This window comes from Citrobacter sp. Ce119 (genome assembly GCF_030334525.1).
Taxonomy (GTDB): Bacteria; Pseudomonadota; Gammaproteobacteria; order Enterobacterales; family Enterobacteriaceae; genus Citrobacter; species Citrobacter europaeus.
Map to the genome: position 1 here is coordinate 1 of NZ_JAOWDR010000056.1, position 19,073 is coordinate 19,073.

The window sequence follows — 19,073 nt, forward strand, 5'->3', positions numbered from 1 at the left end:
GGCCTGCCAGCCCCTCCGTCACGCCTAAATCGCGGGCAATCGGCGTGAGCAGGCTGACGGGCATAAATTCAGAAGCAATCAGCACAAACACGCACAGGGTCATGGCAAAAATACCGCCCCAGTATGCGCGCTGATGAGGATGTGATGGTGTTTGGTTTAGCGTCGACATAGTGAAATTTCACGAAGATCAGGATAAAAGCCACCCGCCAGAGGCCGGTGGCTTTGCATCAATTCAGGAGAGGGTTTATTTCAGTTTGGTCTGGAAAAATTGTTCGAACTTCGCGAAAGGTATTTTTCCGGCCACGTTATCGTAGAGGTCCACATGATTTGCCCCTGGCACCACGACCAGTTCTTTGTCTTTACTGCCAATCGCCTTGAAAGCATCTTCAGCAAAATAGCGTGAATGCGCTTTCTCACCGGTCACAATAAGCGTGGGGATGGTGATTTCACTGGCGTAGCTCAGCAGCGGCATATTCATAAACGACAGTGGCATCGTTGCCGTCCACGCCCCGGTCGAGTTAACGGAACGCTCGTGGAAGCCGCGCGGCATGCGATAGTAATCGAAGAACTCTTTCAGTATCGGATGCGGATTTGCCGGCAGCGTTTCTGGCAGAACGCGCTCGCCCGCGCTGACCTTACCGTTGCTGTCGACGTTAATATCATGACCGCCGTGTGCGAACGTGCCGCTCTGCGCATCCTTCCAGCGCTGTTCATTCAGATATTGCAGAACAGCACGACGGTCGGCGGTGGAATAACGGTCTTTGCCATCCCCCACACCATGGCCCATCGCCCGGCTCATGTCGTACATCACGCTGGTAGCCACCGCTTTGACGCGGGTATCCATCGCAGCGTCGTTCAACGCCATGCCACCCCAGCCGCAAATACCGAGCAGCCCGATACGATTGCGATCCACCTCTTTTTGCAGCCCTAAGAAATCCACTGCCGCGCTGAAATCTTCAGTGTTGATATCCGGTGAGGCGACGTTTCGCGGATAGCCGCCGCTTTCCCCCGTGTAAGAGGGATCGAATGCCAGGGTAACAAATCCTTGTTCCGCCAGCGTCTGCGCATACAGACCGCTGGATTGCTCTTTCACCGCGCCAAAAGGCCCACTGACCGCAATCGCAGCCAGCTTGCGATCGCCACGGTCTTTAGGCAGGTAAAGATCGCCCACTAAGGTGATGCCATATCGATTCTGGAACGAGACTTTACGATGTTCGACTTTCTGGCTCTCAGCGAAGGTCTTGTCCCACTTATCTGTCATGGAAACAGGGGCACTCGGATTGGTTGAATCAGCAAAACTCATTGTTGAGGCTCCACTTAATGATGCGAATAACAGCATGGCCGGCATCGTAGTTTTTAGCGTTCGGGTGAAGGCTTTCATAAAAAATCCCCATAAAAAACAACAGAGAGATACAGGTTTCCGACGGACAACGCTGCGGTGCTTTGTTTTGATGGGCTCATTATAGTGAGCAGAATTAGTGCTGATTAGAGGGCGATTACTGCTAAGATTGATACCATATTGTTATAAATCAATACTGAATTTGCTGTCATTCCGGGGGGATTTTTCAATGGCGAAAAGGGAGAACTACAACGAGCTGTACCTGTTTATGCAGGTGGTGCGGGAAGGCAGCTTTACCGCAGCGGCTCAGCGGCTGGGGCTTGCTCAGTCAGGAGTCAGCCGTTCTGTTCGCGAGCTTGAAGAAAGGCTGGGCGTCCAGCTGCTGGTGCGTACCACGCGTAAACTATCGCTGACGCAAGCAGGCGAGCAGCTCTACCAGAAGACGGCATCTGGATTTGATACGTTAGATCTTGGGCTTGCCACGCTGGCGCACTATCGAGAGACGCCCTCCGGTACGGTACGTATCAATGCCAGCCAGCACGCCATTGATAAATGCCTGCTGCCAAAGCTGGCGGTATTTAAACAGCGCTATCCTGATATCAGACTGGAACTGATGAATGAGAGCCGGTTCGTCGATATCATCGAAGAGCGATTCGATGCTGGTGTCCGTCTGGGGCCTGAAGTCGGCCAGGGCATGGTCGCGGTGCGCATCACGCCCGATATGGAGATGGCGATTGTGGGGACTCCGGAACATTTTCGTCGCTACGCTTTTCCGCAAACCCCGACAGATTTAAAGACGCATCCCTGTATCGCCTATCAGTTTGCCGACGGCAGCGTATACCAGTGGGAACTCACTCAGGATGATAAAAAAATCACTCATCAACCCGAAGGGCAATGGGCCTTATCCGACAGCTATATGGAAGCAGAGGCCGCCCGACTGGGCCTCGGATTGGCCTATGTTCCTGTTGAACTGGTCGCGCATGATTTAGAAAGCGGTAAGCTTATCAGGGTGTTGCAGCGTTACAGCCTGCGAATGGAAGGATTGTTTCTTTATTATCCTCATCGCAACGTCTCTCCCGCCCTGCGGATGGTCATTGATACATTGAAAATCTGAACGTTAACAACGCCCGACTCTTCACTGTGCAAAATTGTGTCAGGTAGTCCCTCTGCTTTCAATTCCAAGGTCTGCTTTGAGCTGAAGAGCGGACTTATCCGTACAAGGCCTACCATCCAGAAATGGAAGTTCCCCCAAAAGGAAAACACTCGCAAACCTTCTAGACAACCTTTTCCCGAGCATTTAGCCTGAATTAAAATTTTAATATCTGTCAGGCTAGTTCATTATGAAAAATGATATCAGAACCCTCGACCTTAACCTTCTTAAGGCCCTTGATGCATTACTGGATGAGGGAAGCGTGACTCGGGCTGCACAGCGCCTCTCACTGACGCAGCCTGCCGTCAGTGGTATGCTTATTCGCTTGCGTGATTACTTTGACGATCCACTCTTTGTTCGCACCAGCCACGGTATGGTCCCCACAATGCGGGCCAACGAACTTTCTACGCCGGTAAAACAAATCCTCACCGATATCGCTATCCTGCTGAAACCAAAGAAATTTGATCCCGTGACGGTGGAACTGACTTATACCATCGTCGCAACGGACTATGCACTTAAGGCTGTTGTCGTTCCGTTGATGGCTGAGCTAAAACAACGTGCACCGTATATTAAAATCGCCGTGCGGCCCGTGGACAATGAGCGAATGTATCAGCAGTTATCTCGGGGTGAAGTTGATCTGGCTTTGATAACACCGCAAACAACCCCCGAAGACCTGCATGGAAGAGCGCTCTATGAAGAAGATTATGTCTGCGTAGCACGACGTCATCATCCTCTGGCAGCGAGTTCAGAAATGACGCTCGAACAATTTTGCAAACAGGAACATATTCTGGTGTCTTCAGAAGGTAACTTCACCGGTGTTACAGATGAAGCACTGGCTAAGCTCAGTCTGACACGACGAGTAGGCATGTCAGTTAATAGTTTTCAGGTGATACCTGATATATTACAAGTGACTGATATGATTGCAGTTGTACCTCACCGCATGGTCCTGACTAACAACGATCTCATCATTCTCCCTTTGCCCCTGAAAGTACCCGGCTTTACCAAGAGCATGGCCTGGCATGAGCGAACCCATCGTGACCCAAGTCATCAGTGGATTCGTGCTTTATGCGCAGAAGTAAGCCAACATCCCGCGTCCTGATATAATTTATCTTATTAAGAATATAAGTAATGACAATTCGCCTTATAACTCCATTGCACCAATAATCACTGTCATCACGTTACTGCCGTAATGACACACGCAGTGCACTCAACTATAGCAATTGGAGAAATTTATGAACGCGATTAACTGGCCAGAAGGCTTTGTTCCGGGTTTTACCGATAACTTTGTTTCTAATGAAATGATCATCTCAGGTCTGAACGTCAATGATGTCTGGCCGCTCCTGAGTCAGCCATTGCTATGGCCGGAATACTATAAAAATTCCGCCGATGTGCGCTTTTATGACAACAAAGGTCCAGAATTGGAAAATGGGGTTCGCTTCTACTTCAGCACGTTTGGTTTCCCAGTTGAAGCTCAGGTTGTGGAGTTTGTTCCACCTGCTGAAGGTAAACCTGCTCGTCTGGCATGGCACGGATGGGCCGGTGAAAAAGATACCGCTCAACGACTCGATGTCCATCATGCGTGGCTACTGGAGGATCTTTCCGGTCACAGGGTCCGTATCCTAACGCAGGAAACACAGAACGGAGTCCCGGCAAAAGATCTGGCAAATACCCGCCCGAACCCAATGCTTAATGGTCATCAGGAATGGGCTTGACGGCCTGATTCGAGCAGCAAAGAAATAATAAACCGCTTTCCACAGTCATATCACTGAGGCTGCACTTCCCCGCAGCCTCAAGAATATTTGCCCGTTTGCTATTGCACTTGATTACAGGTAAATCATGTAACCCCCGCAAGTGACACCGCGCGGCCATATCTGTAATGTCCCCTCCTGGCACAAAGCCGACCTTGAGCCCCTCCAAATTAATGAGCCCACCTAATAAACCCTAGCTAATTACCCCATCTAATCGAATAAATCAGTTTGCGTTATGCTTTTCCAACACAACAACTGAAGGATAACGTCGTGCAAACTGTAAAACTGAACAACGGGATTGAAATGCCCCTGCTGGGCTTCGGTGTCTTTCAGATGACGGATGCCGCTGAATGCGAAAGAGCCGTTATTGATGCCATCGATACTGGATACCGTCTGATCGATACCGCCGCGTCTTACCAGAATGAAACCCAGGTCGGGAACGCGCTGAAACAGACCGGCATCGCCCGTGATGAACTGTTTGTCACCACCAAACTGTGGCTGCAGGATACGAATTACGAAGGCGCTAAAGCCCAGTTCGAACGCTCTCTGAACCGACTGCAGCTTGATTACGTTGACCTGTATCTGATTCACCAGCCTTACGGCGATGTCCATGGGGCATGGCGTGCGATGGAAGAACTGCAGCAGGCTGGCAAAATTCGTGCTATCGGCGTAAGCAACTTCCATCCTGACCGACTGGCCGACCTTATCGCCTTCAACAAAGTGGCCCCTGCGGTGAACCAGATTGAAGTTAACCCCTTCAACCAACAGTTGCATGCGGTTCCATGGAATCAAAGCCGCGGCATTCAGCCGGAAGCCTGGGCACCGTTTGCAGAAGGTAAAAACGGCCTGTTCCAGCACCCGGTGTTGACGGCAATTGGCCAGAAGTACGGCAAAAGCGTAGGCCAGGTTGTGCTGCGCTGGATCTTCCAGCGAGGCATCGTTTCACTGGCAAAATCTGTGCGCAAAGAACGCATGGCAGAGAACATTAACATTCTCGATTTTGAACTCAGCGCTGAAGATATGCTGCAGGTTACCGCTATCGACACCGCAACGAGTACATTCTTTTCCCATCGCGATCCTGCCAGAGTTGAATGGCTGGCTGGCCGTAAGCTTGATGTTTAAGTCGCGATAAAAGAGGTATTCATACAATGCAAAAACGTTATCTGGGTCAATCCCGACTCGAAGTCTCCGCGCTTGGGCTCGGTTGCATGGGCTTAAGCCACGGCTACGGCCCGGCGACCGATACCCGGCAGGCTATCGAACTCATTCGTGCAGCGGTTGAACGTGGCGTCACCTTCTTCGATACCGCTGAAGTGTATGGCCCCTTCCTTAATGAAGAGGTGGTAGGCGTTGCCTTAAAACCGTTTCGTGACCGCGTGGTTATCGCCACTAAGTTTGGATTTACTTTTGGCGACGACAACAAGCAGCAGATTTTAAACAGCCGTCCGGAGCATATCCGTGAAGCCGTTGAAGGATCATTACGCCGTCTAAAGACTGATGTCATTGATCTGCTGTATCAACACCGTGTCGATCCGGATGTCCCCATTGAAGATGTTGCGGGTACGGTAAAAGACCTGATCGCTGAAGGCAAAGTTAAACATTTCGGTCTGTCCGAGGCGGGTGCGCAAACCATTCGTCGTGCGCATGCCGTGCAACCGGTCACTGCGCTGCAAAGCGAATACTCGATGTGGTGGCGCGAGCCTGAGCAGGAGATTCTGCCGTTACTGGAGGAACTGGGCATTGGTTTTGTGCCCTTCAGCCCATTAGGCAAAGGCTTCCTGACGGGATCAATTAAGCCAGGAACCACTTTTGGGAAAGATGATTACAGAAGCCAAGTGCCGCGTTTCGCCGAGCAGGCGATTGAAGCCAATGAAAAGCTGGTCTCATTGCTGGGGGAACTGGCGGCAGAGAAAGGCGTGACGTCTGCACAAATCGCGCTGGCATGGCTGCTGGCACAAAAGCCGTGGATTGCTCCTATTCCTGGTACCACCAAACTGCACCGGCTGGAGGAAAACCTGGGGGCTGCCGACATCATCCTTTCGCAGAATGACTCACGGCAGATAACCCAGGCGCTTGAAACGATTAAAATCGTCGGCGAACGTTACTCTCCTGAGCATCAGGCTCGCGTAGGCCGTTAATACCCGAACGGGTCCGCTGAGATTGTCGGACCCGTTATTCCTGGTAGCGAAGTGCATCGATCATCAGCGCAAAAGCGGGTGGATGCTGTTTACGACTCGGGTAATAAAGATAGTATCCGGGGAAAGACGGACACCAGTCCTGCAGAATCTGAATAAGCTCTCCTGACTGTAGATAATCCTGCACCCTGTCTTCAGGTATACAGGCGATACCAAAACCGGATAACGCCGCATCAATTCTTTCCGCCTGCAGATTAAACGTGACCTGCCCTTCCACTCTGACCCGTAACGGTTTCCCATCCTTCTCAAACTCCCAGTGGTAAAGCCCACCGGCCGTCGGCAGGCGCATATTGATGCACCGGTGATTTTGTAGCTCGTGCGGCGTTTCAGGGGCAGGATTTGCAGCGAAATAAGACGGCGCTCCTACCACAGCCATTCTCATGTCAGGGCCAATCCTTACCGCAATCATGTCCTTATCCACACTTTCGCCCAAGCGGATCCCGGCATCAAAACGCCCCTCAACAATATCGACAAAGCCGTTATCCACCACCAGTTCGAGATTGATTTCCGGGTATTCCCTGAGGAAGGGTTTTAGCTTCGGCCATACCAGACTTCGCGCGGCATGCTCCCCGGCAGATAAACGGATATTGCCGGAGGCGGTGCCGTTCAGTTGAACCAGTGATTCCAGCTCCTGCTCAAGATCGGCAATACGCGGTTCAAGGCAGGCAATGATTCTCTCACCGGCTTCCGTAGGGGCAACGCTTCGTGTCGTACGGGTCAGAAGGCGGATATTCAGCCTTTCCTCCAGGGCCTTCATCGCGTGGCTGAGTGCAGACTGAGAAACGCCCAGTTTACCCGCTGCTTTGGTAAAACTTCGCTCCCTTGCCACCACAAGAAAGATTTGCAGTTCATTGAAGTTTTCTTTCAGCATGGGCGATTTCCTTATGGCGCATTCCCTTCATCGCACACTCATGAAGGGTGTTCATAGACACAATCATTTTAGCCCTATTACTGACCATAATGATAATTGATATTCTGACTGTATCGAAAATAAGTCCGAATTATCAGAAGGTTTATCATGAGAATTCTCGTTGCTGGGGCGACAGGAAGTATTGGCCTTCATGTCGTCAATACCGCTATCAAAATGGGCCATCAGCCTTTAGCGCTAATCCGAAATAAGCGCAAAGTGAAATCGCTTCCTCGGGGAACAGATATTTTTTACGGCGATGTTTCAATGCCTGAAACACTCACCGAATTACCGAAAGATATTGATGCCATCATCTTCACGCTCGGTTCCGATGGTCAGGGTCGTATTGGTGCCAGAGCGATCGATTACGGCGGAGTACGTAATATTTTACGGATTTTCAAGGATACGTCTGTTCGTATCAGCCTGATGACCACGATTGGCGTGACTGAGCGGCTCAGCACCTGGAATCAACGAACTGAGGTTCATGACTGGAAAAGACGTGCCGAGCGTCTGGTCAGGGCCAGCGGTCATCCCTATACCATCGTCCGGCCCGGCTGGTTTGATTACAACAATGATGATGAACACAGAATTGTTATGCTTCAGGGGGATCGTCGCCACGCAGGGACACCGGAAGATGGTGTGATATCCCGCGAGCAAATCGCCGAGGTTCTGGTCAGTGCCCTGACCCACGACGAGGCAAAAAATAAAACGTTCGAGCTGATGGCTGAACGAGGTGAAGCACAACAGGATCTTACCCCACTGTTTGCAGGCCTGCGGGCTGATGATCCGCAAAAAAATGATGGGGTTCTGGACATAGACAATATGCCTCTGCGTGAAGAACCTGAGTGCATTATTAACGAGCTGAACCTGTACAGGTAAAAAAATACCGCTCAGCTCGTTAAGATTATCGATGCTCAGGCATGTTCCAGCCAGTTGCGGAATACCTGCGCTCGCAGTATTCCCTGAAAATCAATCAGCCCAGAACAGCCAAGTTTCTTGATCAGATTCTGCCTGGCCTGGTAAATCGTTTTTAAGTGTAGATTTAACAAGGCGGATATCTCAAAAATAGTTCGACCTTCTCCTAACTGCGTTAAAATAAATTTATCTCGTGCGGTCAAAGAGATACATGCTTTCGATTGATTCTCGTGCTCACCACCAGCACGAGTGATATCAATAATAAATTGTTTAATTGAGCCAACGCCAATATCCACTGGAAGTCTGTAAAGTGAAATATCATTGAGATACTGATACTGATGACCATCAATCAACAGTACCAAACGATGCGTATTCAGATCATATTTTTGCTTTTTTACCGCATCAAAGTGATTGGCGGTGAAGAAAACAAGACGCGTCTGGTCATCTTCGAAAAATATATCGGCAAGAATATTCTTTAACCCTTGCCTGATAAAAATATCATCAAGCCATAACTCTGCGTTTCCAACTTGTTCCTGAACGATGTTCATCATTATGGCCTCAATGAAAAATCACAATAAACCTAACCGTGTTGTACTACTTTGTCGGGTTGAAGATGAGCCAAAATCTGTGTATAGAGATCGGTTAAAATCGCATTCTTCTCATTCTTCAACTGAATACTAAAAGCCTGAACAAGAACATCATTATTGATATAACCTTGTTTTAACATTACCTTACGCTCTATATTTTTATACAACGCACAGCAAAAAATAAAGCTTTCCGGAATAGAATTGGCCATATCAACCCCATAAAATGTAGTCATAAAAATGAGAGGGTGCTATGTATAGTCTTAATCAAAAAAATGCTCAGCATGAATGCTTTAAGCATATAACAAAGGTACTGTACATATTATATTAATATGAAAATTTATTAGACATCGTCAGCTGTGTAACGCAACACTATTTCCAGGGTTTTTCTGATAACATCTGCCTGGACAACGTCAACTGTTGACTCCAGAGAACCAATCAGGCTTAAAATGATATTTTTATTATTAACATTATCACCAGCCAGAATTACATTTGTTACCGCCTGCCCCAATACCACAGACTCATCTGCTAATAGCTCACCTGCATTATGGAAGTAACTTGATAAAGCTTTATCCGTCATTACACTGTGGACATTAATTTCATGAAGCATGGTAACCTCGCTTGTATAGTCTGGAAGATTATCTTTAATGTAATTTAGGGTTTTTGCTGGCACTGAAAGCACTCTCATCTCTGGTTTTATCCGGTTTTCTGCTTATCTTTCCCGGATTAATGTTTGTGAAATCATTGATAACGCTGTCAATTAATTGCTTGCGTGCGCTATCCATTTCACTGGCCTGCATAAGTCGCAGTTGCTTAATCACTGCAGCTAACGAAACGTCTGTATGCATTCGCAAAATTTCTAGCACAGCCAAACCTGTAATTTCATGTTTCAAGCGTTCACTGTCAGTTTTATTCATAACGACGTCAGTATTTACTCCGATTCTGTATGTCAGACTTCCTTTTATTCAAAAAGCAAGCCAATTAACGCATTGTAATGTTTCTGTTCGTTCTCCCCTGATGCTTTTTCAAGACGGCTCAGAAGCTTGGTGCAAAGTGATTTGCGGTTCAGATTTCGCCCATCTTTGAGTATCTCAGTGACGATTTCTCCCAATGTTTCCTGTTGGGTTGGCAGATGCGCCTTTGCAAAGTAACGAGAAATCGCGCTTGCAGAATCAGTACGAACGGTATGCTGCTGCATGTCATGCTCCTGTAACAAAATGCTGGTGAATATTAAGTTTTATAACAGTAGCAAAGTTGTACCAAAAATGTGTACAACGCAGCTCGTTAATTTTTAGCAATAAGTGCTAAGCCAATACAATCAATGAGTTGTATAAGTTTCATTCTACATGAAATCAAATTCAATTGTACAACACACATCGTTTAACGAATGAATTTGATCATTTTAGGGGTCTTTGTTTGTAAAAATAAAGTTAGAATAATGTATTAAAATCAGGACATAAGCTGGTTTGTCTGATACTGTCCATACCTCTTCCCCCCATGATCCCGGACTGTCCATGCTCACGACCATTATTTACCGTAGCCATCTACGTGATGACGCCCCCCTCAAAGCGCTTGAGGATATGGTGGCAGCCGCAAACCTCAAAAACAGGCGATCTGATGTTACGGGGATTTTACTCTTTAACGGTCGCCACTTTTTCCAACTGCTTGAAGGCCCTGAGGAGCAGGTAAAGGAGATTTATCGTTGTATATGTAACGATCCACGGCACCACAATATCGTTGAGCTGATGTGTGATTACGCGCCTGCGAGAAGATTCGGAAAGGCGGGGATGGAGTTATTTGATTTACAAAAACATGAACGCAATGACCTCCTGCAAGCGGTACTTAACAAGGGAACATCTAAATTTCAGCTCACGTATGATGACAGGGCATTACAGTTTTTCCGCACATTTGTCCTTGCGACGGAAAAATCGAGCTATTTTGAAATACCTGCGCCTGATTACTGGAGTTTTATTGCCGACGACTCTTGTACTCTCCTGGATGAAAGCACACTCCCGTCCGATATCGATTTCAGCTTTGCTTTTCAACCCATTATCGATCCTATGTCGCAACGCGTCATTGCCCTTGAAGCACTTATTCGTGGTAGAGACGGTGAAACGCCCGCAACTTATTTTGACAACTTAAATCCTGAGGAACTGTATACCGCGGATCTGCAGAGCAAAAAGACTGCTTTTGCAATGGCAAGCGCGCTGGGACTTAACGACAAAATGCTTTCAGTCAATCTGCTCCCCATGACCCTGGTAAATAAACCCGATGCAGTCAGCTTTCTGATAAACGAAATCGCGGCGCACGGACTGGTGCCTGAACAAATCATTGTAGAATTTACCGAAAGCGAAGTTATTTCTCGTTTTGATACGTTCGCGCAGGCTGTGAAGTCACTCAAGGCTGCGGGGATCTGTGTGGCGATAGATCATTTTGGGGCAGGTTTTGCCGGGCTTCAGCTTCTGTCTCGTTTTCAACCCGACCGAATTAAGATAAGCCGCGAGCTCATCACGGATGTGCATAAAAGTGGACCAAGACAGGCCATCATTCAGGCAATTATCAAATGCTGCACTTCGCTGGAAATCATGATTTCCGCAGTCGGCGTTGAAAAACCTGAAGAGTGGATGTGGCTTGAGTCCGCAGGTATTGAAATCTTCCAGGGTAACCTTTTTGCACAAGCCTGCCTGAATGGTACGCCGTCTGTTGCATGGCCAGAGAAAAAATGATTTCTCAGCACCAGAACACCTAAGACATTGTTAGTAAACAACAATTCACACCCTTCTCTCTCATGCTGAACTTAAAAATTCAGCATTTCCCCCTGCGTGATAGTAAAGTAAATCTTAATTTTGCTAGAATTCTCTGTATGTTTTGTACAATTTGATGCATCTTGTACAAAGTAACAGGAACCGCATATCGGTGACGGAGAATCAGGAGTGTCTGGGGGAACTATGGCTTATTACAGCATTGGAGATGTCGCAGAACGTTGCGGGATAAATCCTGTCACCCTCCGGGCATGGCAACGACGTTACGGTTTACTCAAACCTCAACGCAGCGAAGGTGGCCACCGTCTCTTTGATGAAGAAGATATTCAACGTATTGAAGAAATAAAACGTTGGATTAACAGTGGCACACCCGTTGGCAAAGTAAAAGCATTACTGGAAACCAGTACCCGTCAAACTGACGATGACTGGAATCAATTGCAAGAAGAGATGATGAGCATGCTTCGCATGGCGCATCCACCGAAGCTGCGAGCCAAAATTATCGCACTTGGTCGCGTCCATCCCGTAGATGCACTGATTGATCACGTTTATCTTCCCGTACGTCAACGGTTAATGCTTGATCATAATACATCCCGCATTATGAACAGTATGCTTGATGGCGCGTTGATTGAATATGTTGCCACACTGCTGTCTGAAACGCGGCGCAAGTCAGGGAAAGATGCCATCCTGATGGCCTGGGATGTTGAAGACAGAACCCGTCTGTGGCTCGAAGCCTGGCGCTTATCGCAATCTGGCTGGCATATTGCCGTTCTTGCTGAACCCATTGAATCGCCAAGACCAGAACTTTTCCCAGGTCAGACGCTTTTTGTCTGGACCGGTATTACGCCAACCCGTAGACAAAATGAGCTGCTACAACACTGGAATGAACAAGGTTATAAGGTCGTTTTCCACAGCCCATAACCAACAGGTAATACGGTACTGAATTAAGGAAGATAAAACCTACGATTCTCATATTTTGGGTGGTCATTTGAGTACCATCCACTGAATATGCTGCCCCCTGGCCTTTTGACTAAACACCCGACATAGCATAAAAACCAAACAACATACTCACCCGTTGGTATTATTTTTTTGTAGACGCCATCACCTTTTTCCTAAGTAAAATTCATTAGATCAACTGGCGTACGCCTAATACTTATTCTAGGGTTAAATTATGTCTTCTTGTGCCACATTATTGTTTTTCTAAAGTAATAAATGTGGTTATTTGAAAAAGGTAAAGGATATGGCTCTAGTCTTAGACAAACGCTTAATTCTTTGTTGCTGCGCCTTTTCCATTATATCAGTGGCAAATGCAGCAACCGTTAACGGAACATTTCAGGTGCTGATGACGATTCAGAAGGCCTGTACCGTAACTGCTGGTTCGGCTTCAAATATCACGCTTGGTCCGGTGAATACCACAGCGACAAATACCAGTGCAAGCAACACTATTTCAATTAATTGCTCAAAAACCACGCCCTATTTTATCGGCCTGGCACCGTCGGCTGCCAATGGAGGGACGACGACGGGCTCAGGCGCCATGTCCTCTGTGGCTAACGCTGCCACCAATACCGACAAAGTGCCCTATCAGCTAAATCGCACGTCAGCAACAGGTCCGGTGTGGGGTAATACCGCCACCGACACCGCGCCTGGAAATGGCGTAGCGGCGACGGGGACCGGTCTGGCACAAACCTATACTGTTTACGCCACCGCACCGAGCGCCAACTTCACTCCTGACGACTATGCCGACACGGTAACGGTTAACGTTAACTACTAACTTCAGGAAGCTACATGAAAGTAAAACTGCCTGTTCAGCAGTGTGCCTGCGCATGCCTGTTAGGGATGGTGGCGAGCGTTAACCCCGCCGCCGCCAGCGGGCTGCAAATAGCCCCGGTTACATTAACGTTGCAAGCGACGCAAAATGCCGATGGTATCTGGCTGAGTAATGCAGGTGAAAATGTGCTCAACGCCCAGGTTCGGGTTTTTCGCTGGAGCCAGAGCGCTTATGACGACAAACTTTCTCCCTCTCAGGGGCTGGTCATTAGCCCGCCGATGCTGGCATTAGCCCCTGGAGAACGTCAGTTGATTCGTGTTATTCGCACAAGCCCTCCCTCGGCGCATGCCGAAGACGCTTATCGTTTGTCGATAGATGAGTTGCCGCCTGCAAAAGTAGAAAAAAATAAGCTTCAGTTTGTGCTGCATTATTCCGTTCCCGTTTTCATTCAACCGACATCAGCGGCACAAACGCAGGCAAAACTGCAATGGAAATTACAACAACTGAATGGCAAAAAATTTATTGAAGTCAGCAATCAGGGAAATGGGCATGCGCAATTATCCGCTGCAACATTTATAAGCCCTGACGGTGCTAAAAAAGTCATAACACCCGGACTATTAGGCTACGTTTTACCCGGCTCAATAATGCGCTGGATAGTCTCCCCGTCGGCCAGTAATAATCATTATGGCGGGAAAGTTGAAGTCACAATCAATGGCCAAAAAACAGTACAAGATCTGTAACAGATCCTGGCTTCTGGTGAAATATTGCTTTCTCAATGGAGTATTAATTTCGGGAATGGTTTGCGCACAAACGCTGAATAATAACCAGAACGAAAATAGTGTTATTAATAGCACTTCGCAGATTATGGGGGTCGATTTGTATCTCGACGTCACCTTAAATGGGAATCCCGTTGGGCTGGTACATTTTGGCTACGATAATGGAAAGCTTTATGCGGGAGCAGATACCCTGCGTAAAATGGGGTTCCGCTTTGCTCCAGATGCCACTAACGCCGTCTGCCTGAATGATATCCCCCAGCTAACCATTGACTACAACGTTCAATTGCAAACGCTCTCGCTTACTGTGCCACTCAGTTCACTCGATCTTGCGACCACGCAGCTTAACTCGCCCACCGAAACCGCGCCAACGGCGACAACATCACGCGGGGCGCTGCTCAATTATGATATCTATACCCAACAGGGGGATGAAAGTGCAATCAACACTTTCAGTGAACTTCGCGCCTTCAATGCTGCCGGCGTGCTCAGCACCACCCAGTTGACGCAGTACTCCACCGAGGAATATGCCGATAACAGCTTTGAGCGCCTCGACACCAGTTGGCGTACGTCATTTCCTGATTCGATGTTGGCGCTCACCGTTGGCGATACCCTGACAAGTTCACTCATCTGGTCCCGACCGACGCGTATCGGCGGTATTCAGATAGGAACCGATTTTGGTTTGCAGCCCTATAAGCCAACCACCCCGCTCCCTGCATATCTGGGATCCGCGACGTTGCCGTCAAACGTTGAGCTGTACGTGGACGGCGTCAGGTACTACAACGGAGAAGTCCCCGCAGGTAGTTTTCAGATTAACACCATGCCTAACATCAGCGGCGCGGGAACGGGTCAGGTAATGATGACGGACGCACTGGGCAGAACGAGCGTACAAAATTTCTCGTTCTACAACGATCAGCAACTCCTGCGGGAAGGATTAACTGCCTGGTCGGCTGAATTGGGCACGGTACGTGAAAATTATGGTTACTCCTCTTTTGATTATGCCAGCGCACCGGTATTGAGCGCTACGTGGCGCCGCGGGTTTAGCAATACGTTCACCGCCGGGACTCATACGGAAACCAGCGATGGACTGATTAACGCGGGCTTCAGTAACGACTGGATCCCTGGAACCCGCAGCGGCACGTTTTCGACCTCACTTGCCGCAAGTACCGACTCAGGAAAGAACGGGTTTTTGTACAGTTTTGGTTACCGTTGGTCCGGTGAACGGTTTAATTTCAGTACCAGTACCACAGCAACTTCCGGCGATTATCGCGATGTCGCCACCCATTACGGTGAGCCGCCACCGACGCTTAACAGCAACACAGTCATTGGCTATTCATTCGAAGCTGCCGGTAATGTCAGCCTGAGCTACCTGCAGTTTCGTTATCCACACGAAAATGCGGTGCGCTACGCCAACGCCAGCTGGTTTAAATCTGTTACAGACAACATCTCACTGAATGCCGGATTCAATCAGAACATTGACGATAACCGCGATCGCAGTCTCTATTTGATGGTGACGATCGCTACCGACAACAATCTGAGCGCCAGCAGCGCCCTACAACGTACCAACGATGAAACCGGCTACCAGCTCAACGCCAGCCTGACGCCTCCTGCCGACGGCGGCTGGGGCTGGAATCTGGCCGCCAGTCAGCAGGCTTCCCGGCAAAGTGGCCAGGGCGAAGTGGGATATCTGGGGCGTTATGGTAAAGCGTACGCAGGATTTAGCCGTTTACCCGATAACCATTATGGTTATGCAGGCGCAACCGGATCGCTGGTGGCCATGGGAGGCGGCTTGTTTGCAGCAAGAGAAATCAATAATGGTTTTGCCGTCGTATCAACTGACGGTGTACCTGATGTTCCGGTCAAATTGCAAAATAACCTGATTGGTCGCAGCGACGACCAGGGGCTACTGCTGGTCACGCCCCTCAACAGTTATCAAAAAAACCTGATTAGTATTGACCCAATGGATCTCCCCGCCAATATGCGGATTGCACGCGTTGAGACGAACGCAACGCCTGCCGATCGTTCCGGTACTCTGGTTAGCTTTGGCATCACTCCCGTACGCGCTGCGCAGGTCATCCTCGTCGACAATCAGGGTAAACCAATTCCCGAAGGCAGCATGGCATACGCCGTCAGCACTACGGGCCAGTCGTCTGTCGTTGGTTTTGATGGGATGACCTGGTTCGACACGCTGGAGCAGCACAATACGCTGCGCGTTGATACGGACACCGGCAGTTGTCGCGTGCAATTTGACTATCCCGCGTCAGCAAAAGGGATTGTGCAAATAGGCCCACGGGTTTGCCGATCATACTAACAGGAGTGCGCTCATGAGGTTAAGACATCTGTTACTCATCGCTGCCGTTCTCTTTTTCCCGGCGATCGGTCATGCGGTAACCTGCTCGGTGAGCAACGTGCAGCCCATAAATTTGGGTTCAGTCAATCCGTTGTCTGCGACAGGCGCAACGTCATCAATGACGTTCAATTACACCTGCGCCAAAGAACTTGGCGACACGCTGGCTGGGATCAATCTCTGTTTTAATATTGGCGCCTCAGCTGTCAGTGGCCAGGTTACCCCCCGAAATATGTCGTTAAGCGGTACGCCTGCCAGAACACTGGCATACCAGCTTTACCAGGATGCCGGGCGCACCAGGGTATGGGGGAGCCAGTATCAGTCGGGAACAACTTTTCCCATGGTACAGCTTAGCCTGCTGAATCTGACGCCGGTAACGGGTTCACTGACGGTATCAGCGCAGATCGTCACGCCACAAACTTCAGCCGTCCCCGGAAGCTATCAGGATAGCTATACGACGGCGACAGCCCTCGTCACCCTCAATCCCGGATTACTTTTCCCGCCGACCACCTGTGGCGATACCGTTGCCGCCAGGCTTCCTTTCACCGTATCGGCGACTGTCAGCAAGCAGTGCAATATCACCTCTGCAACCGATATTAGCTTTGCACCAACCAGAGCGACCGGGCGTAACCTTACGGCGTCAAATACCGTGGGCGTAGCATGTTCCAATAACACGCCTTACACCATCGGCCTTCAGCCCTCCAACGGCAATACGGCAGGCAGCGGCGTGATGGCGGGCACGGGGTCAAATACGGATAAAGTCCCCTATCAACTTAGTTCGACTCCGGGACCGTCCGGCACGATCTGGGGCAATACATCACTCAATACCGTCGCGGGCAACGGTACGGGGACAACCACAACCTACCCGGTTTATGCCACCGTTCCCAGCGCGAACTACACACCAGACAACTATGCCGATACTGTCACCATCGCAGTGACCTACTGACGCGCAGCTTAATAGCAATAAAGCAAACACATTTTATTATCATATTATTTACTTTTAGAGGTGCGTCATAAATCTGACAAATTACAATTTTTACAATTCACGCATATTAAGTCATACAAAACGCAAAATAACCGCGATATCGCCACAACCGAAGAATAACTATTCACACTCAAACCAAAGCCCACACTATTCATACCGATAAGTCGTGTTGGCCAGGCAGGCTGTTCCATGAAAAAAATGTTAAATTTAAGTTTATATGGTGAGATTCACTGTATACCACGGCCAAATTAAGAACATCTTACTTTTATAACTAAGGTTTATCATGGATAAGTTATCTTACGCTTCAGATAGCAGCACATCTGCCTGGAATACCTACCTGCAACAAATCGAGCGTGTGGCCCCTTACCTGGGCGAACTTTCCCATTGGGTGGATACCCTGCGCCACCCAAAACGCGCGCTGATTGTCGATATCCCGGTGCAGATGGATGACGGCTCTATCCGTCATTTTGAAGGGTATCGCGTGCAACATAACCTCTCCCGCGGTCCGGGCAAAGGCGGTGTGCGTTATCATCCTGATGTTGATCTTAATGAAGTGATGGCCCTGTCCGCATGGATGACCATCAAATGCGCGGCGTTAAACCTGCCGTACGGCGGCGCTAAAGGTGGCGTGCGCGTCGATCCGTTCTCGCTGTCCGAAGGGGAACTGGAGCGTTTAACCCGCCGTTATACCAGTGAAATTGGTATTATCATTGGGCCGCAGAAAGACATTCCTGCGCCGGATGTAGGTACTAACGGAAAGGTCATGGCCTGGATGATGGATACCTACTCCATGAACCACGGCACCACCGTGACCAGCGTGGTCACCGGTAAACCTATTCACCTCGGCGGCTCGTTAGGCCGTGATAAAGCCACCGGTCGCGGCGTTTTCGTCAGCGGTCTGGAAGTCGCTCGTCGTGCGAACATTGAAGTTGAAGGCGCTCGCGTGGCGGTACAAGGTTTCGGTAACGTCGGCAGCGAAGCCGCCCGCTTGTTCGCCGCAGCGGGTGCGCGTGTAGTCGCGATTCAGGATCACACCGCAACGCTGTTTAACTCAACGGGTATTGATATGGCCGCGTTGTCTGCCTGGCAGTTAGAGCACAAGCAGATTGCCGGTTTCCCGGGCGCTGAGACCATCGCCAGCGAAGCCTTCTGGAGCCTGGAGATGGATATTCTGATCCCGGCCGCACTCGAAGGCCAGATCACCCGTCACCGCGCGGAAACGCTGACCTGTAAACTGGTACTCGAAGGTGCCAACGGACCGACCTATCCGGACGCCGACGACGTTCTGGCCAGCCGCGGTATCGTCGTTGTTCCTGACGTTGTTTGTAACGCCGGCGGCGTAACCGTCAGCTACTTCGAATGGGTTCAGGACATGGCAAGCTTCTTCTGGAGCGAAGAAGAGATCAACAATCGCATGGACAAAATCATGACCGATGCGATGGTGCATGTGTGGGAAAAAGCAGCAGAGAAATCCTGCTCCCTGCGTACCGCTGCCTACATTGTTGCCTGTGAACGCATTCTGCTGGCACGAAAAGATCGCGGAATTTATCCGGGCTAAGGCTGGATCTTTTCCTGTGCATAAACCACCTGCCTCGCAGGTGGTTTT

19 protein-coding genes and 2 pseudogenes are annotated in these 19,073 nt (G+C 49.3%); 13 read left to right on the forward strand and 8 right to left on the reverse strand.

The window, feature by feature from the left end; all coding sequences use genetic code 11:
• A pseudogene (locus tag OGV80_RS15045) lies at window positions 1-169 on the reverse strand (MFS transporter); the annotation flags it as partial.
• A gap of 75 nt (window positions 170-244) precedes the next feature.
• On the reverse strand, window positions 245-1,303 hold the full coding sequence (locus OGV80_RS15050) for an alpha/beta hydrolase (RefSeq protein ID WP_286515212.1): 1,059 nt from the start codon (window positions 1,301-1,303) through the stop codon (window positions 245-247).
• 265 nt (window positions 1,304-1,568) lie between these two features.
• On the opposite strand from OGV80_RS15050, the gene OGV80_RS15055 reads away from it, so the two are divergent.
• The 5 genes and pseudogenes from OGV80_RS15055 (at window position 1,569) to OGV80_RS15075 (ending at window position 6,375) form a co-directional block, all read left to right on the forward strand.
• Entirely contained in the window at window positions 1,569-2,453 is an 885-nt protein-coding gene (locus OGV80_RS15055; RefSeq protein WP_075146276.1) for a LysR family transcriptional regulator, read from the forward strand.
• A 226-nt stretch (window positions 2,454-2,679) separates the two neighbouring features.
• Window positions 2,680-3,588 carry a LysR family transcriptional regulator gene (locus tag OGV80_RS15060; RefSeq protein ID WP_043016096.1) on the forward strand — a complete coding sequence of 303 codons (909 nt, stop codon included), beginning with the start codon at window positions 2,680-2,682 and terminating at the stop codon, window positions 3,586-3,588.
• Between the two features lie 133 nt (window positions 3,589-3,721).
• Window positions 3,722-4,229, forward strand: a pseudogene (locus OGV80_RS15065) (SRPBCC family protein).
• A 278-nt stretch (window positions 4,230-4,507) separates the two neighbouring features.
• On the forward strand, window positions 4,508-5,359 hold the full coding sequence (locus OGV80_RS15070) for an aldo/keto reductase (protein ID WP_286515243.1): 852 nt from the start codon (window positions 4,508-4,510) through the stop codon (window positions 5,357-5,359).
• Between the two features lie 26 nt (window positions 5,360-5,385).
• On the forward strand, window positions 5,386-6,375 hold the full coding sequence (locus OGV80_RS15075; RefSeq protein ID WP_181230486.1) for an aldo/keto reductase: 990 nt from the start codon (window positions 5,386-5,388) through the stop codon (window positions 6,373-6,375).
• 34 nt (window positions 6,376-6,409) lie between these two features.
• Here OGV80_RS15075 and OGV80_RS15080 read toward each other — a convergent pair whose 3' ends face one another.
• Window positions 6,410-7,303, reverse strand: coding sequence for a LysR family transcriptional regulator (locus tag OGV80_RS15080; protein ID WP_087051480.1), 894 nt, complete (start codon window positions 7,301-7,303; stop codon window positions 6,410-6,412).
• Between the two features lie 147 nt (window positions 7,304-7,450).
• On the opposite strand from OGV80_RS15080, the gene OGV80_RS15085 reads away from it, so the two are divergent.
• On the forward strand, window positions 7,451-8,218 hold the full coding sequence (locus tag OGV80_RS15085) for an SDR family oxidoreductase (protein ID WP_286515246.1): 768 nt from the start codon (window positions 7,451-7,453) through the stop codon (window positions 8,216-8,218).
• A 35-nt stretch (window positions 8,219-8,253) separates the two neighbouring features.
• Here the strand turns inward: OGV80_RS15085 and OGV80_RS15090 are convergent, their stop codons facing one another.
• From OGV80_RS15090 to ycgZ, 5 genes are all read right to left on the reverse strand, one after another.
• A complete protein-coding gene (locus OGV80_RS15090; protein ID WP_075146281.1) occupies window positions 8,254-8,805 on the reverse strand; it encodes a helix-turn-helix domain-containing protein in 552 nt (183 codons plus the stop codon).
• A gap of 29 nt (window positions 8,806-8,834) precedes the next feature.
• Entirely contained in the window at window positions 8,835-9,050 is a 216-nt protein-coding gene (locus OGV80_RS15095) for a hypothetical protein (protein ID WP_087051484.1), read from the reverse strand.
• 131 nt (window positions 9,051-9,181) lie between these two features.
• Window positions 9,182-9,448 carry a biofilm development regulator YmgB/AriR family protein gene (locus tag OGV80_RS15100; RefSeq protein WP_043016088.1) on the reverse strand — a complete coding sequence of 89 codons (267 nt, stop codon included), beginning with the start codon at window positions 9,446-9,448 and terminating at the stop codon, window positions 9,182-9,184.
• A 34-nt stretch (window positions 9,449-9,482) separates the two neighbouring features.
• The gene (locus tag OGV80_RS15105) at window positions 9,483-9,755 is read right to left on the reverse strand and encodes a hypothetical protein (protein ID WP_043016087.1); all 273 of its coding nucleotides are present in this window, start codon (window positions 9,753-9,755) and stop codon (window positions 9,483-9,485) included.
• Between the two features lie 44 nt (window positions 9,756-9,799).
• Window positions 9,800-10,036: a regulatory protein YcgZ gene (gene ycgZ / locus OGV80_RS15110; RefSeq protein ID WP_043016086.1), complete on the reverse strand. Its 237-nt coding sequence runs from the start codon at window positions 10,034-10,036 to the stop codon at window positions 9,800-9,802.
• A 316-nt stretch (window positions 10,037-10,352) separates the two neighbouring features.
• Here ycgZ and OGV80_RS15115 point away from each other — a divergent pair, with 316 nt between their 5' ends.
• The 7 genes from OGV80_RS15115 to OGV80_RS15145 all read left to right on the forward strand — a co-directional run bounded on the left by OGV80_RS15115 (window position 10,353) and on the right by OGV80_RS15145 (window position 19,025).
• Window positions 10,353-11,564: a diguanylate phosphodiesterase gene (locus tag OGV80_RS15115; protein ID WP_286515248.1), complete on the forward strand. Its 1,212-nt coding sequence runs from the start codon at window positions 10,353-10,355 to the stop codon at window positions 11,562-11,564.
• 222 nt (window positions 11,565-11,786) lie between these two features.
• A complete protein-coding gene (locus OGV80_RS15120; protein ID WP_043016084.1) occupies window positions 11,787-12,518 on the forward strand; it encodes a MerR family transcriptional regulator in 732 nt (243 codons plus the stop codon).
• Between the two features lie 319 nt (window positions 12,519-12,837).
• Window positions 12,838-13,368 (forward strand): Csu type fimbrial protein, encoded by a 531-nt coding sequence (locus OGV80_RS15125; RefSeq protein WP_003833507.1) that lies wholly within the window; start codon window positions 12,838-12,840, stop codon window positions 13,366-13,368.
• Between the two features lie 14 nt (window positions 13,369-13,382).
• Window positions 13,383-14,105: a fimbrial biogenesis chaperone gene (locus OGV80_RS15130; RefSeq protein ID WP_181230489.1), complete on the forward strand. Its 723-nt coding sequence runs from the start codon at window positions 13,383-13,385 to the stop codon at window positions 14,103-14,105.
• A 55-nt stretch (window positions 14,106-14,160) separates the two neighbouring features.
• The gene (locus tag OGV80_RS15135; protein ID WP_286515260.1) at window positions 14,161-16,446 is read left to right on the forward strand and encodes a fimbria/pilus outer membrane usher protein; all 2,286 of its coding nucleotides are present in this window, start codon (window positions 14,161-14,163) and stop codon (window positions 16,444-16,446) included.
• 13 nt (window positions 16,447-16,459) lie between these two features.
• Window positions 16,460-17,428, forward strand: coding sequence for a Csu type fimbrial protein (locus tag OGV80_RS15140; protein WP_047410671.1), 969 nt, complete (start codon window positions 16,460-16,462; stop codon window positions 17,426-17,428).
• Between the two features lie 322 nt (window positions 17,429-17,750).
• The gene (locus OGV80_RS15145) at window positions 17,751-19,025 is read left to right on the forward strand and encodes a Glu/Leu/Phe/Val family dehydrogenase (protein WP_043016080.1); all 1,275 of its coding nucleotides are present in this window, start codon (window positions 17,751-17,753) and stop codon (window positions 19,023-19,025) included.
• Window positions 19,026-19,073 lie beyond the last annotated feature (48 nt).